28 protein-coding genes are annotated in these 26,632 nt (G+C 63.1%); 21 read left to right on the top strand and 7 right to left on the bottom strand.

The window, feature by feature from the left end:
- Positions 1-15: 15 nt before the first annotated feature.
- The 8 genes from CWB41_RS01470 to CWB41_RS01435 all read left to right on the top strand — a co-directional run bounded on the left by CWB41_RS01470 (position 16) and on the right by CWB41_RS01435 (position 8,470).
- Positions 16-2,682: an autotransporter family protein gene (locus CWB41_RS01470; protein WP_115835746.1), complete on the top strand. Its 2,667-nt coding sequence runs from the start codon at positions 16-18 to the stop codon at positions 2,680-2,682.
- Between the two features lie 113 nt (positions 2,683-2,795).
- Complete coding sequence (locus tag CWB41_RS01465; protein WP_115835747.1) at positions 2,796-3,482, top strand: 50S ribosomal protein L25/general stress protein Ctc; 687 nt, start codon at positions 2,796-2,798, stop codon at positions 3,480-3,482.
- Positions 3,483-3,537: 55 nt separating this feature from the next.
- Complete coding sequence (gene pth / locus CWB41_RS01460; RefSeq protein WP_115835748.1) at positions 3,538-4,128, top strand: aminoacyl-tRNA hydrolase; 591 nt, start codon at positions 3,538-3,540, stop codon at positions 4,126-4,128.
- Between the two features lie 144 nt (positions 4,129-4,272).
- On the top strand, positions 4,273-6,492 hold the full coding sequence (gene purL, locus CWB41_RS01455) for a phosphoribosylformylglycinamidine synthase subunit PurL (RefSeq protein WP_115835749.1): 2,220 nt from the start codon (positions 4,273-4,275) through the stop codon (positions 6,490-6,492).
- On the top strand, positions 6,492-6,725 hold the full coding sequence (locus CWB41_RS01450; protein WP_115835750.1) for a BolA family protein: 234 nt from the start codon (positions 6,492-6,494) through the stop codon (positions 6,723-6,725). Before purL ends, CWB41_RS01450 begins: the two co-directional genes overlap by 1 nt.
- Before the next feature lie 67 nt (positions 6,726-6,792).
- On the top strand, positions 6,793-7,140 hold the full coding sequence (gene grxD / locus CWB41_RS01445; protein ID WP_115835751.1) for a Grx4 family monothiol glutaredoxin: 348 nt from the start codon (positions 6,793-6,795) through the stop codon (positions 7,138-7,140).
- 267 nt (positions 7,141-7,407) lie between these two features.
- Complete coding sequence (ykgO, locus tag CWB41_RS01440) at positions 7,408-7,533, top strand: type B 50S ribosomal protein L36 (protein WP_115835752.1); 126 nt, start codon at positions 7,408-7,410, stop codon at positions 7,531-7,533.
- A 64-nt stretch (positions 7,534-7,597) separates the two neighbouring features.
- Positions 7,598-8,470, top strand: coding sequence for a hypothetical protein (locus tag CWB41_RS01435; RefSeq protein WP_115835753.1), 873 nt, complete (start codon positions 7,598-7,600; stop codon positions 8,468-8,470).
- Positions 8,471-8,611: 141 nt separating this feature from the next.
- Here CWB41_RS01435 and pyk read toward each other — a convergent pair whose 3' ends face one another.
- Both pyk and CWB41_RS01425 read right to left on the bottom strand, forming a co-directional pair.
- Positions 8,612-10,030 carry a pyruvate kinase gene (gene pyk / locus CWB41_RS01430; protein WP_115835754.1) on the bottom strand — a complete coding sequence of 473 codons (1,419 nt, stop codon included), beginning with the start codon at positions 10,028-10,030 and terminating at the stop codon, positions 8,612-8,614.
- Between the two features lie 147 nt (positions 10,031-10,177).
- On the bottom strand, positions 10,178-10,630 hold the full coding sequence (locus tag CWB41_RS01425) for a DUF1036 domain-containing protein (RefSeq protein WP_115835755.1): 453 nt from the start codon (positions 10,628-10,630) through the stop codon (positions 10,178-10,180).
- Positions 10,631-10,860: 230 nt separating this feature from the next.
- Here CWB41_RS01425 and CWB41_RS01420 point away from each other — a divergent pair, with 230 nt between their 5' ends.
- The 7 genes from CWB41_RS01420 (at position 10,861) to CWB41_RS01395 (ending at position 16,291) form a co-directional block, all read left to right on the top strand.
- The gene (locus CWB41_RS01420) at positions 10,861-11,667 is read left to right on the top strand and encodes an N-formylglutamate amidohydrolase (RefSeq protein WP_115835756.1); all 807 of its coding nucleotides are present in this window, start codon (positions 10,861-10,863) and stop codon (positions 11,665-11,667) included.
- A gap of 114 nt (positions 11,668-11,781) precedes the next feature.
- Positions 11,782-12,039, top strand: a complete 258-nt coding sequence (locus CWB41_RS01415) for a DUF2312 domain-containing protein (protein WP_115835757.1) — start codon at positions 11,782-11,784, stop codon at positions 12,037-12,039.
- A 180-nt stretch (positions 12,040-12,219) separates the two neighbouring features.
- Positions 12,220-13,311: an alkene reductase gene (locus CWB41_RS01410; protein WP_115835758.1), complete on the top strand. Its 1,092-nt coding sequence runs from the start codon at positions 12,220-12,222 to the stop codon at positions 13,309-13,311.
- 100 nt (positions 13,312-13,411) lie between these two features.
- The gene (locus CWB41_RS16455) at positions 13,412-13,543 is read left to right on the top strand and encodes a hypothetical protein (protein ID WP_281024142.1); all 132 of its coding nucleotides are present in this window, start codon (positions 13,412-13,414) and stop codon (positions 13,541-13,543) included.
- A 249-nt stretch (positions 13,544-13,792) separates the two neighbouring features.
- Positions 13,793-14,032, top strand: coding sequence for a hypothetical protein (locus CWB41_RS01405; RefSeq protein WP_115835759.1), 240 nt, complete (start codon positions 13,793-13,795; stop codon positions 14,030-14,032).
- Between the two features lie 241 nt (positions 14,033-14,273).
- A complete protein-coding gene (locus CWB41_RS01400) occupies positions 14,274-14,474 on the top strand; it encodes a hypothetical protein (RefSeq protein ID WP_115835760.1) in 201 nt (66 codons plus the stop codon).
- 164 nt (positions 14,475-14,638) lie between these two features.
- Positions 14,639-16,291 (top strand): outer membrane beta-barrel protein, encoded by a 1,653-nt coding sequence (locus tag CWB41_RS01395; RefSeq protein ID WP_115835761.1) that lies wholly within the window; start codon positions 14,639-14,641, stop codon positions 16,289-16,291.
- Position 16,292: 1 nt separating this feature from the next.
- Here the strand turns inward: CWB41_RS01395 and galU are convergent, their stop codons facing one another.
- Positions 16,293-17,183: a UTP--glucose-1-phosphate uridylyltransferase GalU gene (galU, locus tag CWB41_RS01390; protein ID WP_115835762.1), complete on the bottom strand. Its 891-nt coding sequence runs from the start codon at positions 17,181-17,183 to the stop codon at positions 16,293-16,295.
- A 176-nt stretch (positions 17,184-17,359) separates the two neighbouring features.
- Between galU and galE the strand changes: the two genes are divergently transcribed.
- Positions 17,360-18,376, top strand: coding sequence for a UDP-glucose 4-epimerase GalE (gene galE, locus CWB41_RS01385; protein ID WP_115836344.1), 1,017 nt, complete (start codon positions 17,360-17,362; stop codon positions 18,374-18,376).
- Here galE and CWB41_RS01380 read toward each other — a convergent pair.
- Complete coding sequence (locus CWB41_RS01380; RefSeq protein WP_129396370.1) at positions 18,367-18,747, bottom strand: hypothetical protein; 381 nt, start codon at positions 18,745-18,747, stop codon at positions 18,367-18,369. The genes galE and CWB41_RS01380 overlap by 10 nt on opposite strands.
- A gap of 118 nt (positions 18,748-18,865) precedes the next feature.
- Positions 18,866-19,876: a ferrochelatase gene (gene hemH, locus CWB41_RS01375; RefSeq protein WP_115835764.1), complete on the bottom strand. Its 1,011-nt coding sequence runs from the start codon at positions 19,874-19,876 to the stop codon at positions 18,866-18,868.
- 121 nt (positions 19,877-19,997) lie between these two features.
- On the opposite strand from hemH, the gene CWB41_RS01370 reads away from it, so the two are divergent.
- From CWB41_RS01370 to CWB41_RS01355, 4 genes are read left to right on the top strand one after another with little or no spacing between them, the layout of a single operon-like run.
- On the top strand, positions 19,998-20,447 hold the full coding sequence (locus tag CWB41_RS01370) for a MarR family winged helix-turn-helix transcriptional regulator (protein WP_115835765.1): 450 nt from the start codon (positions 19,998-20,000) through the stop codon (positions 20,445-20,447).
- A gap of 18 nt (positions 20,448-20,465) precedes the next feature.
- Positions 20,466-21,026, top strand: coding sequence for a cysteine hydrolase family protein (locus CWB41_RS01365; RefSeq protein WP_115835766.1), 561 nt, complete (start codon positions 20,466-20,468; stop codon positions 21,024-21,026).
- Between the two features lies 1 nt (position 21,027).
- On the top strand, positions 21,028-21,357 hold the full coding sequence (locus CWB41_RS01360; protein ID WP_115835767.1) for a hypothetical protein: 330 nt from the start codon (positions 21,028-21,030) through the stop codon (positions 21,355-21,357).
- 4 nt (positions 21,358-21,361) lie between these two features.
- The gene (locus CWB41_RS01355; protein ID WP_115835768.1) at positions 21,362-22,606 is read left to right on the top strand and encodes an MFS transporter; all 1,245 of its coding nucleotides are present in this window, start codon (positions 21,362-21,364) and stop codon (positions 22,604-22,606) included.
- 3 nt (positions 22,607-22,609) lie between these two features.
- Here CWB41_RS01355 and CWB41_RS01350 read toward each other — a convergent pair whose 3' ends face one another.
- Positions 22,610-22,942 carry a MerR family transcriptional regulator gene (locus CWB41_RS01350; protein WP_245411191.1) on the bottom strand — a complete coding sequence of 111 codons (333 nt, stop codon included), beginning with the start codon at positions 22,940-22,942 and terminating at the stop codon, positions 22,610-22,612.
- A gap of 314 nt (positions 22,943-23,256) precedes the next feature.
- Here CWB41_RS01350 and CWB41_RS01345 point away from each other — a divergent pair, with 314 nt between their 5' ends.
- Positions 23,257-26,277: an SEL1-like repeat protein gene (locus CWB41_RS01345; RefSeq protein WP_115835770.1), complete on the top strand. Its 3,021-nt coding sequence runs from the start codon at positions 23,257-23,259 to the stop codon at positions 26,275-26,277.
- On the opposite strand, the gene CWB41_RS01340 is transcribed toward CWB41_RS01345, so the two are convergent.
- Positions 26,278-26,628: a hypothetical protein gene (locus CWB41_RS01340; protein WP_129396369.1), complete on the bottom strand. Its 351-nt coding sequence runs from the start codon at positions 26,626-26,628 to the stop codon at positions 26,278-26,280.
- Between the last annotated feature and the right edge of the window lie 4 nt (positions 26,629-26,632).

Genomic DNA, 26,632 nt, shown 5'->3' with positions numbered 1-26,632 from the left:
GGCACTCCTACGTCGTTGCAAGGCGGTAATGACTTCGGCGCGCTGGCGACACATGGCGGCACGATCACGCTCAGCGATGCAGCGGTCAGCATGTATAGTGTGGGCGGCAACAACATAGGACTTTCGGCTGACAGCACCGGCGGAGCCAGCGCGATCACGGCGAACAATGTGGTTGTGAGCATGGAAGATGCGAACAATCCGTCGCATGTCGATAACGAAATCGGTGCGCAGGCCACGAACGGCGCCAATATCACGCTGAACAGCGGCAGCGTCTCGGTCTATAGCCTTGGCTCCGGCGAAAAAGGTCTGGTCGCGAGCGGCGTCGGAAGCAAAATCTCGGCGAATGGCGTTCTCGTGGATGTTCGCAACGGAACTGGCGCCGGCGTCGAGGCTTCCAGTGGCGCGACAATCGCACTGACGCAGGACAGCGCCATCTACACAGGCGGTGCCGGTACGCCGGGCGGTCATCTGCTGAATGGCGGCACCATTACAATGGACGGCGGCAGCGTATCGACCGCGGGCGCCGGCTCCGACGGATTTTATGTCGAAGGCAATGCCGGCATCCTCAATACGGCGCAGCTCAACGATGTCACGGTGAGCGCGACGGGCGCATCGTTCGATGTGAACAACGCGACCGCCGATATCGCGCTGACCGGCACGACTGCGACTGTCAATAACGGCATTGTCCTCGATACGCGCGGCGCGGCAGGCCTCACGATTTTCGATGCGGGAAGTTCGATTCTTCAGGGTACGATGATCACGGCTGCCGGTAGCACCAGCGATGTGACGCTGCACGATCAGACTACCTGGGTCATGACGGGCAATTCCAATGTCACCGACCTGACCAACGATACGAGCACGATCATCTACTCGCAGCCGACCGGCGATCCGACGCAGCAAGCGAGCTTCAAGACGCTGACGGCCAATAATTATGTCGGCGCGAACGGCCTGATCGAACTCAATACCTATCTCGGCACCGATGGCGCGCCGTCCGACCTCCTCGTCATCGACGGCGGCACGGCGACAGGCTCGACGGCACTTCAGATTGCCAATGCCGGCGGTCCGGGCGAGCAGACATACGACAACGGCATTCTGGTCGTCTCCGCGATCAACGGCGCCGCGACGGCGAGCGACGCCTTCTATCTCAGCGGTGGCGAATTGCGCGCCGGTGCTTTCGATTATGATCTGTTCCAGGGCGGCCTCGGCGGTAGCGACCCGGAGAGTTGGTACTTGCGTTCGTCTTTTGTCGTGCCCCAACCGGGGGAGCCACCACCGACGCCGCCGGTGGAGCCTCCGCCCGTCACTCCGGGGCAGCCGGAGCCGCCGCCGGTGGTCGTCCCGCCGCCGATCACCCCAGAGCAGCCGGAGCCGCCCCCGATACCTCCACCGGAGCCGCCGCCCACGCCGCCGGGTCCGCCTACGCCGCCGCCGGTGGAGCCTCCACCACCGCCGACGCCACCACCGCCGCCGCCGGTCACGCCGACGCCGCCGATCCAACCGATTACGCCGCCAATCGAGCCGGGGCCGCCGATACCCGTGACCCCCACCTTTCCTCCGACGGACGTGCTGCCGCCGGACCCGCCGCCGTCGACGCTGCCGCCCGGCACCTATCCCATCATCGGGCCGGAGATCGCGACCTATGGCGTTGTGCAGCCTGTCGCCCGGCAGTTAGGGCTTCTCACCCTCGGCACGCTGCATGATCGCATTGGCGATACGCTGCTCGATGACATCGGATCCTGCACTCCGGATAGAGCGCGCGCGGCGCGCAACGCGGCGTCGCCTCTTTCGCAATGGGCGCTCGATTGCACCGGCAACGGCTGGCGGCCTCCGGTCTGGGCGCGGGTTTTCGGTGAGCGGATCGAGGACCATTATCTCGCTTATGCCGATCCCAGAACGTCCGGCCAGATTCTCGGGATGCAGGCCGGGGTCGATCTCTGGCGCGGCGCTCTCGCGCCGGGGCACCGCGACGCGGCGGGGCTGTATTTCAGCTACGCCGACGCAAATGTTGACGTGGACGGCCTCGTCACCAATGCGACTGCGACGAATTATGTCCTCGAACATACCGGGCGTGTCGACCTCAGCGGCCTGTCAGCCGGCGCCTATTGGACGCATTACGGGCCGGGCGGCTGGTATATCGACAGCGTGATTCAGGCGACCCGTTACGATGGCGAGGCGACCACGCAATATGCGTCGCTGCCGACGCAGGGCTATGGCGTGATCGGGTCACTCGAGGCGGGTTATCCCTTTGCGATCCCCATGCTCGGGCCGGGCTTCGCGCTTGAGCCGCAGGGCCAGATCATCGGCCAGCATGTCGAATTCGATGATGCGAGCGACGAATCTGGCGAAGTGGCGCTGGGAACGACAAATGGCGTCACCGGCCGCCTCGGCCTGCGTGGCAGATGGAGCTTCGAGACCGTTCAGGGGCAGATCTGGCAACCCTATCTGCGGGTGAACTTCTGGCGTGACTGGGGCGGCAATGTGCTGACGACCTATGCGACGGTCGATCAGGTTCCGCTGGAGGAGCAGGACGAGCGGGTCGAGGCGGGCGGTGGCCTTACGGTGAAGATCAACGAGGATTTTGGCGTCTTCGCCAATGGCGATTATGAGTTTGGCGTGGGCGATACCGCCGGCGGCCGGCGCGAGGGCATCCGTGGTGCCCTGGGCGTGCGCTATTCGTGGTGATCACGGCTGGCCGGCCGGCTTGCCCTCAAGCTCTTGGCCCCCTATAAGGCGCCCGCGGTCCGTTTCCGACACCCCTGGAGGCGAGGGCCGCCTTCTCAGATAAGGATACCACTATGGCCGAGACAAAGACGCTCGCGGCCACGGTGCGCAGCGCAGGCGGCAAGGGGGCCGCCCGCAGCGTTCGCCGTGAGGGCCGTATTCCCGCAGTCATTTATGGCGGCGGTGACCCCGCCCAGGCAATTTCGCTCGATTGGCGTGAAGTCAACAAGCACATCTATGCCGGGCATTTTCTGACGACGATCTATGAGATCGATGTCGAGGGCGGCAAGGAGCGGGTCATTCCGCGCGACTATCAGCTTGACCGCATCAACGACCGGCCCGTGCACGTCGATTTCCTGCGGCTGAAAGCCGGTTCGACGCTGCGCGTCGCCATCCCGGTGCATTTCATCAATCAGGACATCAGCCCCGGCATCAAGAAGGGCGGCACGCTCAACATCGTGCGCCATTCGATCGAGCTGAAGGTTCCGGCCGACGCCATTCCCGAGGCGATCACGGTCGATGTCGGCCAGCTCGATATCGCCGAGTCGGTGCATATTTCGGCAATCACGCTGCCGGCCGGCGTCCGTCCGGTCGATACGCAGCATGATTTCACCATCGCGACCATTGCGCCGCCGATCGCCGTCATCGAGACGCCGGCGGCTGCCGCGGCGACGACTGCGCCCGCGGCAGGTGGTGCGGCTCCGGCTGCCGGCGCTACGCCGGATGCCAAGGCTGCGGCTGCGGCCAAGCCGAAGAAGTAATCCGGATTGCCGGGCGGCTCAGGCCGCCCGGTCTCTTTTTGCCCGGGTTTCCCGCATGAAGCTTTTCGTCGGTCTCGGCAATCCCGGCCGCGCCTATGCCGGGCAGCGCCACAATATCGGCTTCATGGCCGTCGACGCCATCGCCGGCCGCCATCCGTTTGCGCCGTTCCGTACCCGCTTTCAGAGCCAGACGAGCGAGGGTGCCATCGGCGTCGAGCGGATCATCCTTTTGAAGCCCGAAACCTTCATGAACGAGTCCGGCCGCGCCGTCGGCGAGGCGTCGCGCTATTACAAAATCGATCTCGCCGACATCATCGTCTTCCATGACGAACTCGATCTCGCACCGGGCCAGCTCCGGGTGAAGATTGGCGGCGGCAATGCCGGGCACAACGGCCTGCGCTCGATCACCGAGCATATCGGCAACGACTACCGTCGCGTGCGGATCGGCATCGGCCATCCGGGTGACAAGGCGCGTGTGCATGATTATGTCCTGGGCAATTTCGCCAAGGCCGAGCATCCTTGGGTCGCCGCGATCTGCGAGGCGATCGCCGCCAATGCCGGCTATCTCGCCGACGGCGCCGACAACAGTTTCCAGAACAAGATTTTTCTGGCGATGCAGGAGTCCGGGACGCTGGGCGAGGAATAAGCCGATGCAGCCGTGTCGTCATTGCGAGCGAAGCGAAGCAATCCAGGAGCCCTTCTGGATTGCTTCGTCGCAGACGCTCCTCGCAATGACCGCAACGGCCCTGTCCATGTTTACGCCGTTCCTATTCCTCTCTAAGAAGCGCGCATGAGCGAACCCGCAATCACGCCCGAACTCGTTGCCGCACATGGCCTGAAGCCGGACGAATACGCGCGCCTCGTCGCGCTCATCGGCCGGGTGCCGAGCTTCACCGAACTCGGCATTTTCTCGGCCATGTGGAACGAGCATTGTTCCTACAAATCCTCGCGTCTGCATCTGCGCAAATTGCCGACCAGTGCGCCGTGGGTCATCCAGGGGCCGGGCGAGAATGCCGGCGTCATCGATATCGGCGATGGGCTCGCCTGCGTCTTCAAGATGGAGAGCCACAACCATCCATCTTATATCGAGCCGTTTCAGGGCGCGGCGACGGGCGTCGGCGGCATTCTGCGCGATGTGTTCACCATGGGCGCGCGGCCGGTCGCCTGCCTTGACCTGTTGCGCTTCGGATCGCCCGAGCACCTGCTGACCCGCCATCTCGTCGGCGGTGTCGTCGCCGGCATCGGCAGCTACGGCAATAGTTTCGGCGTGCCGACCGTCGGCGGCTCGACGCGCTTCAACCGCGCCTATGACGGCAACATCCTCGTCAATGCGATGGCCGTCGGCATCGCCGAGAAGGACGCGATCTTTTACGCCAAGGCGACCGGCGTCGGGAACCCGATCGTCTATCTCGGCTCCAAAACCGGCCGTGATGGCATCCACGGCGCGACCATGGCGTCGGCCGCCTTCGATGAAAATTCGCAGGAGAGCCGTCCGGCGGTGCAGATCGGCGATCCCTTCGCCGAAAAGCTGCTGCTCGAAGCCTGCCTCGAACTGATGAAATCGGGCGCCGTCATCGCCATTCAGGACATGGGCGCGGCGGGGCTCACCTCCTCCGCGGTCGAAATGGGCGCCAAGGGCGATCTTGGCATCCTGCTCGATCTCGACGCCGTACCCTGCCGCGAGCCGGGCATGACGGCCTATGAAATGCTTCTGTCGGAAAGCCAGGAGCGGATGCTCATGGTCCTCGCGCCGGGCAAGGAGCAGCAGGCCGAGGCGATCTTCCGCAAATGGGGGCTCGACTTCGCCATCATCGGCCGCACGACCGACGATCTGCGCTTCGTCGTCAAGCACAAGGGCGAGGTGAAAGCCGATCTGCCGATCAAGGAGCTGGGCGACGAAGCGCCGCGCTACGACCGCCCGCATGCGCCGACGCCCAAGCAGGCCATCATCAAGCCGCAGGATGTTCCCGCGCCGAATTCCAACGCCGATGCGCTGCTGTGCCTTATCGGCAGCGCGAACCTTGCGTCGAAGCGCTGGGTCTATGAGCAATACGATCATCTCATCCTCGGCAACACCGTGCAGGCGCCGGGCGGCGACGCGGCTGTGATCCGCCTTGGCGACGGGCCGAAGGGGCTGGCGCTGACGACCGACGTGAACGAGAATTATTGCGGCGCCGATCCCTTCGAGGGCGGCAAACAGGCCGTGGCCGAAGCTTGGCGCAATCTCTGCGCCGTCGGTGCGTTGCCGCTCGCCTGCACCGACAATCTCAATTTCGGTAATCCCGAAAAGCCTGAGGCGATGGGCCAGTTCGTCGCCGCGGTCGAAGGTTTGGCCGCGGCCTGCAAGGCGCTCGATTTCCCCATCGTCTCCGGCAATGTCTCGCTCTACAACGAGAGCCCCGAGGGCGCGATCCTACCGACGCCGGCAATCGGCGGCGTCGGGCTTATCGATGATGTCACGAAGACGGCGTCGATCGGCTTCAAACAGCCGGGCGAAATTATCCTGCTGCTTGGCGAGACGCAAGGCTGGCTCGGCCAGTCCGCCTATCTGCGTGAGATTTGCGGCCGTGAGGATGGCGCGCCGCCGCCGGTCGATCTCGCGGCGGAGCGAAAGGCGGGCGATTTCGTCCGCGGCCTCGTCCGTGCAGGGCAGGTGACCGCGGCGCATGATCTCTCCGAGGGCGGCCTTGGCGTCGCTCTGGCGGAGATGGCCCTGGCTGGCGGCCTTGGCGCGACAATCGAGGCCGCGCCGGAAGTGCCCTTGCACGCCTTCCTCTTTGGCGAGGATCAGGGCCGCTATCTGCTGACCAGCCAGCCTGAGACGGCTGCCAGCATCGCCGCGGGGGCAAACGCGCGGGGCATCCCCTGCCAGAGGCTTGGCACCACGGGCGGGGATACGTTGACCATTCCGGGGGCCGCCGCCATATTGCTTTCGGACCTGCGCCAGCGGCACGAAACTTGGTTGCCGGACTACATGCAGGGCCAACTCGTTCTGGAGGAACATATCTGATGCCGATGCCTGCGGCCGAGATCGAATCCCTGATCAAGCAGGGAATCCCCGACGCCAAGATCGAGATGCGCGCCTTGGCCGATGACGGGGATCATTGGGCGGCGACGGTCGTCTCGAAGGAGTTCGCCGGAAAATCGAAGCTCCAGCAGCATCAGCTCGTCTACAAGGCGCTCGGCAGCCACATGGGCGGTGCGCTCCACGCCTTGCAACTGCAGACCTTCGCGCCGAAATAGGGATTTACGCCGGATTTCCGAGGAGCCGGAGGGCTTCCGGGGCAGCGATCAACGAAAAGGACGGACCATGCCGAATATCAACGAACAGCTTCAGTCGATTGTCGACAATAACGATGTCGTCCTGTTCATGAAGGGCACGCCGGATTTCCCGCAATGCGGCTTCTCGCATCAGGCAACCCAGATCCTGCGCTTTATCGAGGTCGATTTTAAGGGCGTGAACTGCCTTGAGACCGATGAATTGCGCCAGGGCATCAAGAGTTTCTCGAACTGGCCGACGATTCCGCAGGTCTATCTCAAGGGCGAGTTTGTCGGCGGGGCCGACATTTTGCGCGAATTGTTCCAGTCGGGTGAATTGTTCGCGACATTGACGGAGAAGGGCATTCCCTTCAAGGCACCGGCCGGGGCCCAGGCTTAACCCCAAAGCTGATCCGTCAAACTGTCCCCAGGGGTTGATTGCCTCGGGGAAATCGGGCATAGCACCGCCACGACGCGCGGCCTTAGAGCGGGATGCGAAAAAGTGTGAGCGGTTTTTCGCAAGAATCCCGCTCTAACTTATTGAGTCTCTTCACTGCCGCGTTTTAGCTTGAGCCGGCCGGGCGTGACGCCATCAGGTCTGAACAGGCGCTCCCGAAATCCCGATTTTGCCGGCCCTGCCGTCGGCGCGATTTGCTAGGCTGAGGTCATGAAAGTCCGTAATTCTTTGAAATCCCTGCGCAAGCGTCATCGCGCCAACCAATTGGTGCGCCGCAAGGGCCGCGTCTACATCATCAACAAGGTGCAGAAGCGCTATAAGGCACGGCAGGGCTGACCTTTCCCGCCGATAATCCCCTGACGCATTTTGACATTCACCGGCGCTGCTCTAATTTGCGCCGATGCGCCTGCGTGTCACTTCCTGGCTGACGCTTCTCGCCGCCGCGGGTCTGCCGCTTTTCGCGATCGGTCCCGTTGCCGCAGGCGATGATGATTCGCCGGCATGGCCCGATGGCTCGTCGGGCGAAGTCCTGAAGCTGCCCGGTATGCCGGCCATGCGGCTGCCGCCCGGCGTCCATATTTTCGGTTCGGACGGACGCGAGCTGCCTATCGGGCCGGGGGAGGGTCTTAGCCAGCCCTCGCAATTCGGCGATGGCTCGCTTGCCCCGCATCACCAATTGCCACAGCAGCTGCCGCCGGAAGATGCGGCGACGCGCGCCGCCAAGGCTACCGCCGCGCGTGCCGAGGCGCTGAAACGCGCCATGGCGCCGCAACCGACCCATGCCGCCTTGCGCGCAGAGACTCTTGACGCCTTGTTCAAACGGCTTGCCGTCGCGAGCGACCCCGATGAGGCGAACGGCATCTCCGCGGCGATCGAAAACGTCTGGATGCAATCGGATTCCGATACGGCGAGCCTGTTGATGCAGCGCGCGACGGTGGCACAACAGGAAGGCCATCTGCCGTTGGCTCTGGCGCTTTACGACAAGGTCGTCGCCCTGGCGCCGGATTGGGCCGCAGCCTGGAGCAAACGCGCCGGCACGCGCCTGCTTGGCGGCGATCTCGCCGGAGCAACGGACGATCTTCAGCACGTGCTGAAGCTGGAGCCGCGGCAATTCTCGGCGCTAGTCGCGCTCGGCTTCATCCTGGAGAAGCAAGGCCTCGACAAGCGCGCGCTCGAATCATTTCTGAAAGCGCTGGCGCTCAATCCGCATCAGCCCGAGATCCAGTCCATCGTCGAGAAGCTGCGCAGCGAGGTCGAGGGGCGGGATATCTAGAGCCTCCGACCGAAAAGTGCGCAGCGGTTTTCGGGCAAACCGATTCTGTTCTTGAGCCGTCATTGCGAGCGAAGCGAAGCAATCCAGAATTTAAAGACCGGATTGCTTCGGCGCGATGCGCCTCGCAATGAGCGCGCTGATCTACTTCTCGATGTAAGCGATCCGCACCATATTGGTCGCCCCCGGCGAGCCGAAGGGCACGCCCGCGACGATGATGATCCGCTCGCCGGGCACGGCGAAGCCCTCCGACGCGGCGATGACGCAGGCGCGCGCGGCCATATCGTCGACATCCTGCGCATCCTCGGTGACGACGGCATGGACGCCCCAGACGAGCGCGAGGCGCCGGGCGGTGTCGCGGTTCGGCGTCAAGGCGAGGACGGGCGGTTCCGGCCGCTCGCGGGCGATACGAAACGCGGTCGAGCCGGACGAGGTCCAGGCGACGATCGCCTTCAAATCCAGCGTCTCGGCGACGTCGCGCGCGGCGGTGGCGATGGCGTCGGGGACGGTCGCTTCCGGCTTCGGCCGCTGGGCATTGATGATCTGTCGGTAGAAGGAATCGCGCTCGACCTCTTCGGCGATCTTGTTCATCGTCGCCACCGCTTCGACCGGATAGCGGCCGGAGGCGCTCTCTGCCGAAAGCATGACCGCGTCGGCGCCCTCGAACAGCGCCGCCGCCACATCGGAGACTTCGGCGCGCGTTGGCACCGGCAGCGAGATCATCGATTCCAGCATTTGCGTCGCGACGATCACCGGCTTGCCGAGACGCCGCGCCATGCGATTGATGCGCTTCTGCAGGCCGGGCACCTTTTCGAGCGGCATCTCGACGCCGAGGTCGCCGCGCGCCACCATGAAGGCATCGGCAACTTCCATAATCTCGTCGAGCCGCGAGATCGCCTGCGGCTTCTCGATCTTGGCGAGCACGAGCGCACGGTCGCCCGCGACTTTCTTGACGTCGGCTACGTCTTCGGCCTTCTGGACGAAGGAAACGGCGATCCAATCGACGCCGGCCTCGAGCCCCGCTTCAAGGTCGTCGCGATCCTTCGGCGTCATCGAGGCGACGGGAATTTCCGTATCCGGTAGGCTGACGCCCTTGCGGTTCGAAACACGCCCGCCGATGTCGACCAATGCCACGGCGCGCTCCGGGGACGCCTCGCTGATATGCAGGCGCACCTTGCCATCATCGATCAGAACGACATGGCCCGGCTGCAACGCCAGCAAGATTTCCGGATGTGGCAGGTTCACGCGCGTCGCGTCGCCGGGCGTCGTGTCGGAATCGAAGATGAAGCTGTCGCCGCGCTTCAATTCCACCGCGCCGTCCTTGAACAGCCCAACGCGCAGCTTGGGGCCTTGCAGATCGAGCAAAATCGCGATCGGACGGCCGAATTCCGGCTCCAGCGAACGGATGATCTGGACACGTTCGCGCATGTCATCATGGCTCGCATGGCTCATGTTGATGCGGAACACATCCGCGCCGGCGCGAAACAAATCGGCGATGACGGCGCGCTGGGCGGTCGCGGGACCCAAGGTCGCGACGATCTTGCTGCGGCGAAGCCGTCGCATCGGTTAACTCCCTTTCCTCAATCTTCGAGCTTCGCTCTTAGGCGATCGGACCGGCATTTAATACGGAATACGGCCGTAAGTTAGATGAAATTTTGTGCGCTTTAGTGAAGGTCCAATGCCGGGAAGCCATCGGCGTTCCGAATTGAATCAGGGGCCGGAATGGACCGGCGCCGGCGCCGGGTCGGTCAATTGCACCGTCCAATTGCGCGCCTCACGCCCGGTGTCGACTTCGAAGAAGCCGGTCCGGTCGAAGCCGCGGACGAAACAATCCTGCCGTCCGGTAATGCGGAACTCATGGTCGGCCGTGCACATAAAGGCCTTGCCCTTCCACTCGGAGCCGCGCTCGTCCATGGCATAGACATAATAGAATTCCGCCGCCAAGGGGCCGCGCACGAGATTGTCGCAGGCACCGGCCTTGATATTCCACCACCCTTCGCTCACCCAACTGGAGCCGTTCGTATAGGCGATGGCGACGCTCACGCGATTCGTGCTCATGTTGCAAAGCCGAAAATCGGCGCGTGCCGGATGGGCCGCAACCAAAGCCGCGACGAACAGCAGCGGTGCCAGCACCCGCACGAGATTATGACGTGAATGGCTCATCGGATCGGAGATAGTCCAAGGCGAAGACTATGTCGCAACAAAGGCCAAGGAGAGGGCCAGACGCATCGCACCGGGCCAGAATAAGCGGGCTTGGGCCAAGTGGTGCAAGGGAAATCTTCTCGTCGGCCCCGATCATCCCAAAGTTCCGCCAAAAAATCCGTCCAAGAGCAGCGAAACCCGACGGCAGCGAAAAGTTGACTTCGGCCCCTCCGTATCTTTGAAGATTTGTCATGGCAGAGGCGTCCAGGCCGGATCAATTCGAAGCGATCGAGCGAATCGACGGACGCCCTGAGGCCGGCGTCCTGCTGCTCTGCGATCACGCCAGCAATGCCTTGCCGGAGACGTATGGCACGCTCGGGCTGCCGGCCGTCGATCTCGAGGCGCACATCGCCTATGACATCGGCGCCGCCGATCTCACCCGCCGGCTCGCGGTCCAACTTGGCGCCCCGGCGCTGCTCACCCGCTTTTCGCGGCTGCTGATCGATCCCAATCGCGGCGCGCAAGACCCGACCCTGGTGATGCGCCTGTCGGACCGCAGGCTGATTCCCGGTAATGCCCGCGTTGACGCGGCTGAGATTGGCCGTCGCCGCGCGCTTTATTGGCAGCCTTATCGCACCGCCATTGCCGAGACGATCGCCGCGCTCACAGCCAGGGGGCCGGTTCCGGCCGTTATTTCCCTGCATACGTTCACGCCCAATTGGCGCGGCACGGAAAGGCCCTGGCAGATCGGCATTCTGTGGGATGCCGATCCGCGCCTGCCGCTGCCGCTGATCGCGGCGCTGAAAGCCCGTGGCCTGATCGTTGGCGACAACGAGCCCTATGACGGCGCCCTGTCAGGCGACACGCTGCATGAGCAGGTCACCTCGCGCGGCCTCGCCGGACTCCTGATCGAGGTTCGTCAGGATCTCGTCGCCACACCTGAAAAAGCGCATGGCTGGGCCGACCTTTTAGCCGAAGTGCTGGCGCCGATTCTGGCGCGGCCGGAGATGCACGAAATCGCTTTTGGTCCAAGCCGTGCCGGCGGCGCCGCCGGATAGGCCAGAATAGCGGGGATTTCGCGCTCGGATGCTTGATTTTGGGTGGCCGGAGCCGCAACGAAGCTCAAAATCGCGGGCGCGCCAATGCGTCCGGCCCAATCAAGGTAGCGTAAAATGACGGCAGTAGCCAAAACCGATAGCGGCGTCGCGGCAGGGGAATTGAAGCAGTTCGTCGAACGGATCGAACGGCTGGAAGAAGAAAAGAAAGCGCTGGCCGACGATATCCGCGATGTTTACGCGGAACTGAAGGGTCGCGGCTATGACACAAAGGCCGTGCGCCAGATCGTCAAGATCCGCAAACAGGACCACGCCGAGCGCAAGGAGATGGAGGCAATTCTCGATCTCTATATGCAGGCGCTGAATATGAACTAAAATTTTCGCGTCTTACGCGGATTTGAAGATTTCTATCTCGGGCGCAGACCCGGGTTTGATCGAAATCAATCCCGCGTTATCTCAATCTTACAAAATGCGCGCCGCCTTCCTATTTTGGGCGTGTGCGGCAGCGGAATAAGTCTGTTCCGCGCCGCATCGCATTTTGTTAGGGGTTGTGGCATGACGCAGGACGCAAGCATTCTTTTCTCGCCCTTTCGTTTGGGCGATATCGAACTGAAAAATCGTATCGTCATGGCGCCGCTGACGCGCAATCGCGCGACACACGGCACCGACGCGCCGAACGACCTCAACGCCGAATATTATCGCCAGCGCGCCTCGGCCGGTCTCATCATCAGCGAGGCCAGCCAGATTTCGCAGCAGGGCCAGGGCTACATCTGGACGCCGGGTATCTATTCGCAGGCCCAGATCGAAGGCTGGAAGAAAGTCACCGATGCCGTGCATGAAGCCGGCGGCAAAATCGTCATCCAGCTTTGGCATGTCGGCCGCATTTCGCATGTCTCGCTGCAGCCGCACGGCAACGCGCCGGTCGCCCCATCGGCGATCCGGGCGAAGGGGCAGACCTTTATCGAGGGTGGCTTCGTCGATGTCTCCGAGCCGCATGCACTGACCATCGACGAGATCAAGAGCGTTGTCCGTGATTATGTCGCGGCCGCCGAGAATGCGAAAAAGGCCGGTTTCGACGGCGTCGAAATTCACGGTGCCAACGGTTATCTCATCGAGCAATTCCTGAAGGACAAGACCAATCACCGGACCGACGAATACGGCGGCTCGGTCGAGAATCGATTGCGCTTTGCGCTCGAAGTCGTTGATGCCGTCCTTAGCGTCTTGCCGCGCGAGCGCGTCGGCATAAGGCTCTCTCCCGTCACCCCCGCCAACGACATTTCCGACAGCGATCCGGCCAAGGTCTATTTCCCCTTGGTCGAACAGCTCAGCGCCCGTGGGCTTGCCTTCATCCACGTCATCGAAGGCGCGACTGCCGGCCCGCGTGATTATGCGCCATTCGATTATGTCGCTCTGCGCAAGACGTTCTCCGGCGCTTACATCGCCAACAACGGCTATACGCGCGATCTGGCGATCGAGGCACTGCGGGAGAACCGCGCCGATCTCATCGCTTTCGGTATACCGTTCATCGCCAATCCGGATCTCGTCGAGCGTCTGCGCCGTGATGCGCCGCTGAACAAGCCGGATCAGCCGACCTTCTACGGCGGCGACGCGCATGGCTACACCGACTATCCGGCGCTCGCGAGTTAGAGAGTTCGCCGCATATATTTTTCGACGCGCCACGGCCTCTCGAATTTATATGCGCCTATGTGCTGATACTCCCGCCGGAACACATTCTGGCGGGAGCGTCATGAGCACCAAGCGGAGTCGGGAGCCGGAGCAGGGCGCCCGCGTGATGTTCGAATTCGGCGTCATGCTTGCCATTCTTCTGGCGGTGGCGCTCGCCTGCGAACTTGGGTTACGGATTTCGGGCTTGGGCTAGACGCGATGGCCTGCGAATAGTCGCGGCCTCATTATCCAATCCATTGCATCGGATTTATCGGAAGCCGCGTATCTTTCGTCGACCGCTTTGGAAATCATTTTTTGCAAATTATTTTTGTTGCGCTGTAACGCCGCTGACTCCCCCTGCGTAGAGGTAGACGTCGCGGGTCCACAAGAGAGGACCGCGACCCACATCGAAGACAGATGGCCTCGAACGACCCTGTTATCCGCAGGGCGAAGGAGTACGAACATGCGTGTTAAAGCCACTTTCATCGCCCTTGCTGCTGCGCTTCTCTTCGCGACCAGCGCCGGTGCCGTTGATGTACAAGAGACAGTCGAGATGATTACGCACACCGATCTCATCATGAAGGACGGCGGCACCATGCATGCCGACATCGTCAAGATGAATGGCAAGACCTACATCATGATGTCCGTGGATGACCTCCCGGACTATCTGCACCAGCAGATTTTGAAGGCGATGCCGCAGTAATTGCGATGACTGGTTTTCGGTAAGTTTGGTCCGATTTCGCCGGCCACATTTTGAGATTCATGACGACTTGCCCCGCGGCGCGTCAATGCTGCGGGGCACCTTGGAAGCAGCCGCAACGTGTTGCGCGCGCTAATTAGGTAAATGTTTTCTAATTTCTGGATCGTGCAAATTCGCGAAATCCGATTTCCCCAGCGTAAATGTCTAAGGGAGATGATCCAGCCGATTTCATGAGGGTCCCGCCATGTTTTGGGACGCATATTTAGATTTCGTCAGAAACGCCCTTTCGAATGACCTCGGCGAATGGTTCCTCGCCTCGCTTCTGGTCGCTGTCTTTGTCACGAAATTCATTTCGATCGCGGGCCTATCGTTGGGGTTCCGGCAAGAGCTTCAGTGCTGCGTCGCCGTCTTCCTCGTGCTCGCCGGGCTCTTCTACCTGCCTTAGAGTGCGCTGCGCAGGCGCAGCCACGTCCCGTTTCGGGACGCAATTTCGCCGATGCTAATATGACGTTAACCATGTTTGCCTAACTCTCGTTGATCGCAGCCTTCGGGCGGCTGCGACAGCGAGGGCGTGTGCCGGTTTTAGCCAAATTCTGCCGGGCAGCGGTCGTGGCCGCGATTTTCGCCGCCGCAACGGGCGCGTGCGCCTTCGCCCAGCAGATGACGACGCCTGCTCAGGTAGCGCCGGCGCCGGACGATGCCAGCTCTGGCGACGGGCCGGTCCTGCAGGCGGCGCCGCTGCTGTCGCCGGAACTGCGCGGCACCGAGCCGCCACCGCTTAACGATCTCTCCGCCGAGCAAGCCGCCCCGGATCTGGGCGACACCAATCCGGTTGCCGCTCAGCCGCCGCAATATGGGCTTCCGCCTCCCGTCAGCTCGACCGGCCATGTCATCAATTACGGCCGGCGCAAACTGAAGAAGTCGCAGCTCTATCAATTGCCGCAGATCAAGCGGCCGGGACAGACGCTGTTGCCGGCGCTCGCGCCGTACGCGACGGCGCCGGGTATGAGGAAGCGCGGCAACAATCCGCCCGCGGCGAACCTGACCGATCCGGGACCGACCGTCGCCGTCATTCCGACGCTGCCGCGGCCCTTGCGGCCCAAGCCGGATTCGGCGCCCTTCGATCCGATCGGCGTCGATGTGGGCGGGCTGCGGCTCTTTCCCTATGTCGAGACCGATACGGGCTACGATACCAACCCTAACCTTCTCTCCGTGGATGTCGTGCCCTCGGCCTATATCTATGGCGGCGCCGGGATGAAGGTGCAGTCGGATTGGTCGCAGCACAGCCTGACGGCCGATCTGCGCGGCGGCTATTATGATTATTTCAGTGTTCCGACGGCCAACCGTCCGAATGTTTCCGGCACGATCACGGGCCGTGTCGATGTTACCCGCCAAACGCAGATCAATTCGCAGACGACCTTCAGCTTGTCGACGGAGCAGCCGGGCTCACCGATCCTCGCCATTCCCAATGCCGTATTCGTCACCAACCGGCCGCTCTACGCGACGGTCGGCCAGATGCTCGGCGTGACGGAGAAGTTCAATCGCCTTTCGGTCAGCCTGTCGGGCGCGTTCACGCGCTATGCCTTTGGTGACGCGACGCAATCGGACGGCACGATCCTGGAGCTCTCGCTCGAGGACAACAATGTCTATGCCATCGCCGGCCGCCTCTCCTATGAAGTGACGCCGACGCTCATCCCCTATCTGCAGGTGACGGGAAACCATACCCAATATGACTCGGCTGCCGACGTCTACGGGTTCGACCGCACCTCGAACGGCATTCAGGCGAAGGCTGGCACGACCTATCAGGTCACACCGCTCATCACCGGCGATATCGCGGTGGGCTACGAGAACGGCGTCTATGTCGATTACAGGCTGCCGGTGGTGAGCACGCCGACGGTCGATGCGAGCCTCATCTATACCCCGACGCCGTTGACGACTGTGACCTTCGCCGTCGCGACGGACGTTGCGCAAACCACGCTCGCCGACGCCTCCGCCGCCATCGCGCATACATTCACGCTGAAGGTTTCTCATGAGCTTCTGCGCAACGTCACCTTGTCCGCGACGGGCACCTACCAGATCAACAATTATGTCGGCCAGCCGGTGACCGAGAACTATTATTCAGGTCTGTTCGAGGCCGACTATCACATGACGCGTTCGATCCTCATTACCGGCTCGTACCAATATCAGCGCTTCATCAGTTCCGAAGCGCTGACGAATTACACCGATCAGGTGTTCCTTGCCGGGTTGAAGTTCCAGCTCTGATTTACGGCTTGGCAATGAGCGTCTTAAGCAGCAGGCGAAAATCCGGAGCGATGTCGGGGTTCGCTAGCGCGAAGGCGACATTGGCGCCGAGGAAGCCGATGCTCGAGCCGCAATCGTAGGTGCTGCCGTCAAAGATGACACCGTGAAATTCCTGTTCCTGCGCGAGCGTCTTCATGCCGTCGGTGAGCTGGATTTCACCGCCGGCGCCCTTCTCGCCCTTTTCGAGGATTTTGAAAATTTCCGGCGAAAGCACATAGCGGCCGGAGATGATGAAATTCGACGGCGCCGTGCCTTGTGGCGGCTTTTCGACCATGCCGTTGATCTCGAAAGTCGAGCCGGATTTCTTGCCGACCGAGACGATGCCGTATTTATGCGTCTCCTCGGGCTTGACCTCTTCGACCGCGATGATATTCCCGCCGTGCTTGTCGAATGCCTCGATACATTGCGCGAGGCTGCGCTTGCCGCCGCGCTGGGCGGCCATGGTCAGCATGTCGGGCAGCACGACGGCGAAGGGCTCATCGCCAACGATATCGCGGGCGCACCAGACGGCATGGCCAAGGCCGAGCGGCGCCTGCTGACGGGTGAAGCTCATCGCGCCGGGCGCCGGCAGATCGGCCTTCAGCGCCTGCCATTCCTTGGTCTTGCCGCGTTTGAGCAGGATATCTTCCAGCTCGTAGGCCAAGTCGAAATAGTCCTCGATGGCGGCCTTGTTGCGGCCTGTCACGAAGATGCAATGTTCGATCCCTGCCTCAAAGGCTTCCTCGACCACGTGCTGCAAAATCGGCCGGTCGACGACGGTCAGCAATTCCTTCGGGACGGATTTGGTGGCAGGCAGGAACCGCGTGCCGAGGCCGGCGACGGGGAAAACAGCTTTGCGTACGCGTTTGGTCATCCGAGAAGGTTCCTGAAGGTTTCAAGCCAGGTTTTGGAAAAAATCGATCAAAGTCTTTCCACTAGGACGCAAAGGATTGCAGCGTCAACTTGGCGGAAAAGGGTGTTTCACAGGCATTTTTCGCCGTACATGACCTCATCCTTGGTCTCATCGGCGCAAAAACGGGAGCGGAGCGGATGGCAATTCTGGTAACTGGCGGGGCAGGCTATATCGGCGGCCACATGGTCCTGGCCCTGCTCGACGCCGGTGAGCAGGTCGTCGTCCTCGATGATCTGTCCACGGGCTTTGCCTGGGCGGTGCCGGCGGCGGCGACGCTTGTCGTGGGCGATATCGGGGACGAGGCGAAACTGCGGGCGATCGCCGCGGCGCACCAGATCGATACAATCGCGCATTTCGCGGCAAAGATCGTGGTGCCGGATTCAGTCTCCGACCCACTGGGATATTATCTCAACAATACCGTCAAGGCCCGCGCTCTCGTGGAATTCGCCGCAAGAAACGGCATCTCGAATTTCATCTTCTCCTCGACCGCCGCCGTTTACGGCGAGCCCGCCGTCAACCCGATTTTTGAGAACTCGCTGACGGCGCCGATCAATCCTTATGGACGATCGAAACTCATGGTCGAGTGGATACTTGAGGATGCCGCTCGCGCGCATGGGCTCTCCTATGTGGCGCTGCGCTACTTCAACGTAGCCGGTGCCGATCCCAAAGGCCGCCTTGGCCAGTCAGCCTCTAACGCAACACATCTGATAAAAGTTGCAGTCCAAGCCGCGCTTGGCGTGCGAAAGGGGCTCGATATTTTCGGTACCGATTATCCGACTCCCGACGGAACCTGCCTGCGCGATTATATCCAGGTCAGCGATCTCATCGCGGCGCATGTTCTGGCGCTCAAGCATTTGCGCGGCGGCGGCGGGAGCCTCGTGCTCAATTGCGGCTACGGGCACGGCTATTCGGTCAGCGAAGTCGTGGACATCGTGAAGGATGTGTCGGGCGTTGATTTTGAAACGCGCCGCGCCGGCCGCCGCGCGGGCGATCCTGCCGCGCTTGTGGCCGGGGCGGAGCGCATTCGCGTGGAGCTCGGCTGGGTGCCGCGACACGACAATCTGCGCGAGATCGTCACCCAGGCCTATGAATGGGAGCGCAAGCTGCGTGACGGCACGGTGCCGAAAGCCCGCGCTTCATCGTCTCATTTCTGATCGGGAGCCGGGGCGCTCGTCTCGGGCGTGGACGCTGCGGGAGGGGCGGCTGCGGGGCTTGTGGCTGCAGGGGTGGTCGTCGACCCAGCCGGCGGCGCGCCGGTCACCGCGCTGTTCTGCTCCTCGATCTGCTTTTGCTTGGCGGCCTCTTCCTTTTCGCGCTCCAGCTGCTTCTTGTACTCATGCCGCCGCGCCATGCCGGCGAGGCAGCCTGCAAGAGCGCCCTTGAAGGCATGATGGCCAGCGTAATGGCCGGCTACGGCGCCCGCCGCGCCATATTTGAGACAGCCGCCAGGCTTGGCTTCGACATGCGGCGCGCCGAGAAGCGCGGCGGTGGCCAGGGCGCCAATGGCGAGTTTTGCAGTCCTCATCAAAATCTCCTCGGAGGCAATTGCAGCAGCCATATCGACCGCCACGGGAATATGGGGGGATTACTCAAACGCGGCAAGCGGATCGCGTGCGTCGGCGCACGCGATGGAATTCAACCGATCAAGTCCAGCCCTGAAGCTCGCGCGCGACGAGATGATAAATCACGCTCATTCCTTCCACGCTATCGTTGAGACAGGGGACGGTCGCGTAATTCACGCCACCCGCCTCGCGGAAGAAATGCCGGTTTTCGATGTCGATTTCCTCCAGCGTTTCGACGCAATCGGCGGCAAAGCCCGGCGCCATGACAACGAGATTTTTGCGGCCTTCACGCGCCAGGCTTTGCACCATATCGGCGGTATAGGGCTTGAGCCATTCGGCGCGGCCGAAGCGTGACTGGAAGCTCATTTTCGTGAGTTTTACATCATTGGCCAAAGCCGCCGCCAAAGCCGTGAAGGTCGCCGTGCATTGCTGCGGATAGGGATCGCCCCTGTCGGCATAGCTTTGCGGCAGGCCATGAAACGAGACAAGCAGCGTATCGGGCACGAAGCTGAGCGTGCCGGCGAAATCGCGATAGGATTGTGCCAGCGCGGCAATATAGACCGGGTCGTCGGGGTAGGCCGGAACGATGCGCAGGGCAGGCTGAACCCGCATCTTCTCCAGCGCCGCGAAGACGGCGTCGCCGACGGTCGCGGTCGTCGTCGCAGAATATTGCGGATAGAGCGGGAAAATCAGAATCCGGTCGCAGCCGACCGCGGTCAGCCGGTCGAGCTTTTCGGCGATGCTTGGCTTGCCGTAGCGCATGCCCCATTCGGTGATCGGCTGCGCGCCAAGATTGCCGGCCGCGACCCATGCCGCGAGCTTTTTCGCCTGCGCTTGGGTGACCGCGCGCAAGGGGCTGCCCTCGCCGATGCGGTTCCAGATCGAGGCATAGGCCTTGCCGCTGCGCGCCGGGCGCGTTGTGAGGACAATGAGGTTGAGGATCGGCAACCAGAGCCAGCGCGGCGCTTCGATGACCCGCGGGTCGGAGAGAAATTCCTTCAGATAGCGTCGCACCGACCAGAAATCGGTCGCGTCGGGCGTACCGAGATTGACCAGAAGAATGCCGATTTTGGGCTCTGACGGAGCGTTCACGAACGGCCTCTCGTGCTGAAGATCCGCCCTCCATAGAAAGAATCCCTCGCCCGATCCAGAGTCGTCATGAGATATGAAGATAGGCTTTGTAGTTTACCTTCATATGTGCTAGGAATATTTCATGAGTGAGAAACCCATCCCCCCGCGTTCGGCCGAGGCCGCGACCCTGGCCCGGGAGCTGAGAATCCTGCTCGGCAATTTCAAGCGCCGGATGCGCGACCAGACGCGGGCCGGCGATCTTACGCTCGCGCAAATTTTCGTGCTCGCACGGCTCGAACGCGAAGGGCCGGCGACTGTTTCGACCCTGGCCCGTGAGGCGGGCGTGCGGCCGCAATCCATGGGGGCGACGATCGCGGCGCTGGAGGCGGCGGATTTCGTTCGCGGTGCGGCAGACCCCGCCGACGGGCGCCAGACCCTCCTGTCACTCACCGACGCATGCCGGGAAGTGATCCGGGCGAGCCGCCTCGCCCGTGAGGATTGGCTGCTGAATGCCATCGAAACCAAACTGACGCCGGAGCAACAGGCCGAGCTTTCCCGTGCCGTCGTTCTCCTGCAGCGACTTGTCGAATAACCCACCAGGAAAATCCATATGACCGTCACCACGCTTGACCCGAAAAGCGCGCTCATCGTCGTCGATTTGCAAAAGGGGATCGTCACACTCCCGAGCGTCCATCCCATCGCCGGTGTGATCGCCAATGCCAGCGCGCTTGCCACGTCCTTCCGCCGCCACGGCCTGCCGGTGGTGCTGGTCAATGTCGCCGGCGGCGCACCGGGCCGCACCGAGCGGGCACATGCGCGAGGCACCCTGCCGCCGGACTGGGCCGACCTGATTCCCGAACTGAACGCCCAGCCCGGCGACTACAAAGTGACCAAGCTAACCTGGGGCGCCTTCGCCAACACCGATCTCGACGCGCTGCTCAAGGAGCTTGGCGTGACCCAGGTGGTGCTCGCAGGCGTCGCGTCGAGCATCGGCGTCGAAACGACCGCCCGCGAAGCCTATGCGCTCGGCTTCAATGTCACCATTGCGACCGATGCGGTGACCGATCTCGATGCGGGCGCGCACGAGAACAGCGTGACGCGCATCTTTCCGCGGCTGGGCGAAACCGGCACGAAGCAGGAGATCATCGACCTTCTGGACAGAAGCGCCTGACATGGATTGGCTTCACGACCTATCCTACCTGTTCGGCGGCGCTTTTCTCGCGAATGCCATTCCGCATTTCGTCAGCGGCACGATGGGGCGGCCTTTTCAGAGCCCGTTTGCCAAGCCGTCAGGCAGAGGTCTTTCGTCCTCGACGGTGAACGTGCTCTGGGGATTTGCCAACTTCGTCTTCGCCTACCTTCTCATCGCCCGAGTGGGGAACTTCGATGTCCACGCCGCCGATCATGTCGTCGCCGTGGGTGTGGGCGTTCTGCTTATGGGCGTGATTGCTGCGCGCGCGTTTGGGCGGTTCCACGGCGGCAATTCGCCCACAGGCGCATGACGGCATGGCCAAGGGCACGTTCCGCTCGCTGCGCTTTCATAATTTCCGGCTCTGGGCGGGCGCGTCGCTCGTCTCCAATGTCGGATCGTGGATGCAGCGCACGGCGCAGGATTGGCTGGTGCTCACCGTACTCACCCACAACAATGCGACGGCGGTCGGCGTCGTCGTGGCGTTGCAATTCGCGCCGCAGGTTCTGCTCCTGCCGTTGACCGGCTTCGCCGCCGATCATTTCGACAAGCGGAAACTTATTTTCGCGACGCAAACGGCGATGGGCCTGCTTGCGCTCGGGCTCGGGCTTCTCGTCTATACCGGGCTCGCCCGGCTCTGGCAGGTCGATGTTTTCGCGCTTCTGCTTGGCTGCGTGGCCGCCTTCGATATGCCGGTGCGGCAAGTCTTCGTCGGCGAACTTGTCGGCGAGGCCGATCTTGCCAATGCGGTCGCGCTCAATTCGACGCTGTTCAACGCGGCACGGATGCTCGGCCCGGCGGTGGCGGGCATTCTGATTGCCGCGGTCGGAACCGGCGCGGTGTTTCTCCTCAACGCGGCGTCCTTTGTCGCGGTCCTCGCGGCGCTGGCGCTGCTGCGCGGCGAGGCGCTGCACAGGCATCCTCGGGCGGAGAAACGCCGTGGCAGTCTCGCGGAAGGCGTTCGCTACATCTGGCAGCGGCCCGATCTCAAGGCCGCTCTCTTGATGCTGCTTCTCGTCGGCATGTTCGGGCTCAATTTTCCGATCTTCATTTCGACGATGTCGGTTGCGGTCTTCCATTCCGGCGCGAGCCAGTTCGGAGTCCTGACGTCGATGATGGCGATCGGTTCGGTCGTCGGTGCACTCCTGGCGGCGCGGCGCGGACGGCCGGATATGGGCGTGCTGCTCGTAGGCGTGCTGATCTTCGGCATCGGCTGCGCGGTTGCGGCGGTGATGCCGAACTATCTGCTCTTCGGTCTGGCTCTCGTCGTCGTCGGCGTCGCGACGCAAATCTTTACGACCTCGACCAACAGCCTGGTGCAACTTTCGACTGCGCCGCACATGCGCGGCCGGGTTCTCGCCATACTTCTCGCCGTCGCTTTGGGTGGCACGCCGCTTGGCGCGCCGATCGTCGGCTGGGTCGCGGATCGGTTCGGCCCGCGGGCCGCGCTCGGTGTCGGCGCAGCATCCGGCTTTGCCGCGGCGATCATTGCCGTGATCTATCTTACCAGGCGCGCCTCCGTCGGGGTTACGGTGGGTGCCGATAAACCACACGAAGCGTGATCGTCAGAGCGAAGTCTGAACTGTCTTCGTCTCGACATGGCGTAATTCTGCGATCGCCTGATCGAGGCTGTCGCGCTGGCGTTCGAGATGGTTGATTTGAGCGCGGATCTGATCTGGAGCCAGATGGAGCTCGGGGCCGCTGGCATCCGCCTCGGAGAGCAGAGTGCTGATCTCGGTCAACGTGAAGCCGAGACGGCGTCCCTTCAGGATCAATTGCAGGTGCTGCCGGTCGCGGTCCGAATAAAGCCGGGTAACGCCGTTGCGCAACGGGTGTAGAAGCCCCCGATCCTCATAAAAGCGCAGCGTCCGTAAGCTGACTTTAAATTCACGGGCCATCTCACCGATGCTCGTCAGCGGCTCACGCTTGGCGTGGGCCGACTCAAAACCTTGGTTCTCCTGCATCCGCGCCCGCCCTCTCTCACCTAAGGACAGCTCTCATGTTTAACCGATCTGCTGCGGTATACAACTATAAATTGTATCTTAAGACGACTCCCTCTTAAGTTGTCCAGATGTATCAAAATCAATCAGAATTAACCCGCTGTTTACCGAGGTTACGGAAATTCATTCAAACAGCGCGTCGCGACCGAGGGCATGATTCGGTGCCGGCGCCTTGAAGGTTCGGCAATCAGGGCGATCCCTCCGGAGCGATTATGATCAAAGCGTTTCCGTGGAAAAACCGGGATCACGCCGCGACGAATTCTGGCCAGACACCTGCACGGGACACTCCGCCAGCTGCGCCGGAGGCCGATGCTCCCGCCCGCGTCTATGGCGCGCAGCTCAGCCGGGTGGAGGCGACGCTTAACACGCTTTTGGCCGCGGTCGCCGCATCTGCGGGGCCGCAAGCTCCCGCCGCACCGCCCGCCCGCCCCGCGCCGCGCCGTCCCTCGCTCGGCGCCGCGATCGCCGAAGTTTCCCGCCGCCAGCAGGAGCTTGAAGGCTTGGCGCCGACGTCCGCGACACGTCAGGCTGTGGAACAGGCGGCCGGGCAATTCGGCCAGGCACGGCCGCGCGCGACCTCGCTCGCAAGCTTGCAGGACGACATCGCCGGGCTCGCCGCCAAGCTCGATTCGATGCAGCGCGAGCAGACGACGCGCTATGCAGCCCCGCAGGCTTGCGACCTCGATAAATTGCGCTCCGAGATCGCCGGCATGTCGGAGGCGCTGCGCGACGTCGCCTCGCGCGGCTCGGTCGCCACGGTCGAGGCCGCGATCCGCGGCCTGTCGCAAAAGATCGAGGAATCGCGCAGCGACGGCATCAAGGAGACGGTGCTGCGGCCGATGGAAGAGCTGGTCGCGGAATTGCGCCAATCGCTCGCCGAGATCGATCCGCGCATGACGATCAAAGGTCTCGACAGCGAAATCAAGAAGCTCGGCAGCAAGATCGAAGATCTCGGCCGCAGCAGTGTCGATCCCGCGGCTTTCGGCCATATCCAGGCGCAGACCCGCGAAATCCGCGATCTTCTGACCGCCGCCGCCGCGCATCCTCTTCCCGTCGAGCGGATCGAGCTGCAGGTTGCGCAGCTCGTCCAAAGCCTCGGCGAACATCGCCCGGCGCCACACCTTTACGACGAGACTCCGCTGCTGGAGCCGCGCCACGACAAGGCGCATTTCGATGCGATCGAAGCGCGTCTGGCGGAGATCGCCGGAAAGGTCGAGGAATCGCTCCAGGCCACGCGCGATCACAGCCGCTATCGCGATCTCTCCGATCGAATCGAGACCGTCCACACCGGACTTTCCGAACGCATTGCCGAGGTGCAGCGCACCGCGGTTCCCGACACGAGCGGGTTGGAAGAGCTGGTCCGCTCGCTTTCCGACAAGATCGAACGCGCCATGGCGCCGCAAGCGGACCATCGCGCGATCGAGGCGCTCGAACAGCAGATCGTTCAGCTTGCGGAGCGGATGGATCATTCCACTACCGCCGCGTCTCTCGGCTCGCTCGAGCGGGCGATCAGCGAACTCTTCGGCGAACTCGAGCGCACGCGCGTTGCAAGTCTCGACGCAGCCGAACAAACCGCGCGCGGCGCGGCGCGCGACGTGCTGGCGGGGACGCCCGACCATGCCGCCGCGCAAGAGAAAATTACCGAAGAGCTTCTTGAACTGCGCGCCCGGCAGGATCAGGCCGACGCGCGCACGCTCTCGACCTTGAACGCCGTGCACGAAACCCTGGAGAAGGTCGTCGACCGGCTTTCGACGTTTGAAGCGGGAATGGACGACCATCAGGGCGGCGATCCGGGCGCAACTTTAGCTTCGGGGCCGGCGCCCGTCTTCGCGCCGCCACGCGGCGACAATCCGCCACCCCCGCCGCCGTTCGCCGAGCCGCGCGGCAGCCGTGGCGGAGAGGACGCGTCCTCTAGTGCGGCGGAAGACTTTCTGATCGAGCCGGGCAGGGGCTTCCCCGGCCGCCGCGAGAACGGCGGCTCCGGCCCGCAGGGCTCGACCCTCGATTCTCTCGAAGCGCCCAGCCCGCGCTCCGATTTCATCGCCGCCGCCCGCCGCGCCGCTCAGGCGGCACAGCGCGAAACCGCCGCTGCGGCCTATGCGGGGGCCGGTGCGGCGCCGCTCGCCCAGGGCAAGGGCGGGCTGCTCGACACGACGCGCGGCTTAATTGCCCATTACAAGCGGCCGGTGGTTCTGTCGCTGGCAGCGATTTTCGTCGCCGTCGGCGCCTATGCCGTGCTGAAGACGCTCGGCCATCCAGACCGTACGAAGCTCTCCTACAACGTCGAACCGCCGGCCGCCGTCGCGGTGGTGATGCCCGACGCACCGGTCATGTCGCCGTCCCCGGCGCAGCAAAATGCCTTTACGCAGATGACCACCGCGGCCAAGGTCGACGACAGCGCCCTGTCACCCAATTCGATCGTCACGCCGCCGTCAGCGCCGCCGCGCGCCGCCGCGCCGGCCGCCGGGGTCGATCCGGTCGTGACCGGATCGATCGCGCCGAAACCTCCCGTCACGGCGGAGCAACCGCGGCAAATCTCCTTCGCTGATCTGCGCAGCCAGGCGCGGGCCGGTGACGCGAGTGCGCAATTTGCGCTTGCCGCCAATTATGCCGAAGGGCGTGTGACCGCGCGCGATCTCCAGGCGGCGGCCGAATGGTATGGAAAGGCGGCGGCGCAGGGTCTCGCCCCGGCGCAATATCGTCTCGGCTCGCTTTTCGAGAAGGGCATCGGCGTGCCGCGCGACCTCAGCAAGGCGCGGTCGCTGTATCAGAGCGCGGCCGAGCAGGGGAATATCCGCGCGATGCATAATCTCGCGGTGCTCGCGGCCGATGGCGGCGACAACGGCCGGCCGGATTATGTGACCGCCGCACATTGGTTCAAACGGGCGGCGGAATTCGGCGTCCGCGACAGCCAGTACAATTACGCCGTCCTCCTCGCGCGCGGCCTTGGCGTGCAGCAGGATTTCGTCGCCTCTTATGTCTGGTTCGCTGTCGTCGCGGCGCAGGGCGATCAGGACTCGGCGACCAAGCGCGACGATGTTGGGGCGCGGCTCTCACCGGATCAACTGGCGACGGCCAAGGCGGTCGCGGCCAGCTTCCGTCCGCGCACACCCGCGGTCGATTCCAACAATGTGGCGCTGCCGGTGGTCGTTGGCGCGACGCGCGCTTCTCCGCCACCGTCACCGCCACCGAGCCTGAGTTTCAGCCAGCGTCCGAAAGTGTCGATGCTGTAATCAGCGGAATCGGCAGGTCGTGAGCGGCTCGGATTGATTGGGTAGAAATACCCGCAGCGTCCAGCCGGCGCCGCGCGGATCGGCGCAGATGCCGTGCGCCGTTTCGATCGTCACCTTGCGGATGACATCCTCGCTAATCCCGTCAGGCTGGGCGGCGGTCGCGTCCATCACCCGCTTGCTCTCATCCAAAGTATAATGCTGGATGAGGCGCGATGCTTTGTTGGCGTCGCCGATGTTGCCCATCGTCGTGACGCTCGCCGCAGCATAGGCGGGGGACGCCGCGCCAAGCGCCAAAGCCAGTACCGCGGCAGCCGTTTTACGCGATCCGAAAATGCCTCTTTGCCTCGCCATGAGT

The sequence above is a fragment of the Methylovirgula ligni genome, from assembly GCF_004135935.1.
GTDB classification, from domain to species: domain Bacteria; phylum Pseudomonadota; class Alphaproteobacteria; order Rhizobiales; family Beijerinckiaceae; genus Methylovirgula; species Methylovirgula ligni.
Note: the sequence above shows the minus strand (reverse complement) of the source record. Positions and strands in the feature narration are given on the sequence as shown.

What these genes read in the sequence shown, in the direction of transcription:
- grxD (WP_115835751.1), top strand. Translation starts at nt 6,793, where the DNA reads ATGCCGAATATCAACGAACAGCTTCAGTCGATTGTCGACAATAACGAT.
- CWB41_RS01365 (WP_115835766.1), top strand. Translation starts at nt 20,466, where the DNA reads ATGACCGTCACCACGCTTGACCCGAAAAGCGCGCTCATCGTCGTCGAT.
- CWB41_RS01420 (WP_115835756.1), top strand. Translation starts at nt 10,861, where the DNA reads ATGGCAGAGGCGTCCAGGCCGGATCAATTCGAAGCGATCGAGCGAATC.
- galU (WP_115835762.1), bottom strand. Translation starts at nt 17,183, where the DNA reads ATGACCAAACGCGTACGCAAAGCTGTTTTCCCCGTCGCCGGCCTCGGC.
- CWB41_RS16455 (WP_281024142.1), top strand. Translation starts at nt 13,412, where the DNA reads ATGAGCACCAAGCGGAGTCGGGAGCCGGAGCAGGGCGCCCGCGTGATG.
- CWB41_RS01355 (WP_115835768.1), top strand. Translation starts at nt 21,362, where the DNA reads ATGGCCAAGGGCACGTTCCGCTCGCTGCGCTTTCATAATTTCCGGCTC.
- CWB41_RS01410 (WP_115835758.1), top strand. Translation starts at nt 12,220, where the DNA reads ATGACGCAGGACGCAAGCATTCTTTTCTCGCCCTTTCGTTTGGGCGAT.
- CWB41_RS01465 (WP_115835747.1), top strand. Translation starts at nt 2,796, where the DNA reads ATGGCCGAGACAAAGACGCTCGCGGCCACGGTGCGCAGCGCAGGCGGC.
- CWB41_RS01370 (WP_115835765.1), top strand. Translation starts at nt 19,998, where the DNA reads ATGAGTGAGAAACCCATCCCCCCGCGTTCGGCCGAGGCCGCGACCCTG.
- CWB41_RS01345 (WP_115835770.1), top strand. Translation starts at nt 23,257, where the DNA reads ATGATCAAAGCGTTTCCGTGGAAAAACCGGGATCACGCCGCGACGAAT.
- CWB41_RS01415 (WP_115835757.1), top strand. Translation starts at nt 11,782, where the DNA reads ATGACGGCAGTAGCCAAAACCGATAGCGGCGTCGCGGCAGGGGAATTG.
- CWB41_RS01425 (WP_115835755.1), bottom strand. Translation starts at nt 10,630, where the DNA reads ATGAGCCATTCACGTCATAATCTCGTGCGGGTGCTGGCACCGCTGCTG.
- CWB41_RS01400 (WP_115835760.1), top strand. Translation starts at nt 14,274, where the DNA reads ATGTTTTGGGACGCATATTTAGATTTCGTCAGAAACGCCCTTTCGAAT.
- purL (WP_115835749.1), top strand. Translation starts at nt 4,273, where the DNA reads ATGAGCGAACCCGCAATCACGCCCGAACTCGTTGCCGCACATGGCCTG.
- CWB41_RS01340 (WP_129396369.1), bottom strand. Translation starts at nt 26,628, where the DNA reads ATGGCGAGGCAAAGAGGCATTTTCGGATCGCGTAAAACGGCTGCCGCG.
- CWB41_RS01435 (WP_115835753.1), top strand. Translation starts at nt 7,598, where the DNA reads ATGCGCCTGCGTGTCACTTCCTGGCTGACGCTTCTCGCCGCCGCGGGT.
- CWB41_RS01360 (WP_115835767.1), top strand. Translation starts at nt 21,028, where the DNA reads ATGGATTGGCTTCACGACCTATCCTACCTGTTCGGCGGCGCTTTTCTC.
- pyk (WP_115835754.1), bottom strand. Translation starts at nt 10,030, where the DNA reads ATGCGACGGCTTCGCCGCAGCAAGATCGTCGCGACCTTGGGTCCCGCG.
- galE (WP_115836344.1), top strand. Translation starts at nt 17,360, where the DNA reads ATGGCAATTCTGGTAACTGGCGGGGCAGGCTATATCGGCGGCCACATG.
- CWB41_RS01450 (WP_115835750.1), top strand. Translation starts at nt 6,492, where the DNA reads ATGCCGATGCCTGCGGCCGAGATCGAATCCCTGATCAAGCAGGGAATC.
- CWB41_RS01405 (WP_115835759.1), top strand. Translation starts at nt 13,793, where the DNA reads ATGCGTGTTAAAGCCACTTTCATCGCCCTTGCTGCTGCGCTTCTCTTC.
- CWB41_RS01380 (WP_129396370.1), bottom strand. Translation starts at nt 18,747, where the DNA reads ATGAGGACTGCAAAACTCGCCATTGGCGCCCTGGCCACCGCCGCGCTT.
- ykgO (WP_115835752.1), top strand. Translation starts at nt 7,408, where the DNA reads ATGAAAGTCCGTAATTCTTTGAAATCCCTGCGCAAGCGTCATCGCGCC.
- CWB41_RS01350 (WP_245411191.1), bottom strand. Translation starts at nt 22,942, where the DNA reads ATGGCCCGTGAATTTAAAGTCAGCTTACGGACGCTGCGCTTTTATGAG.
- pth (WP_115835748.1), top strand. Translation starts at nt 3,538, where the DNA reads ATGAAGCTTTTCGTCGGTCTCGGCAATCCCGGCCGCGCCTATGCCGGG.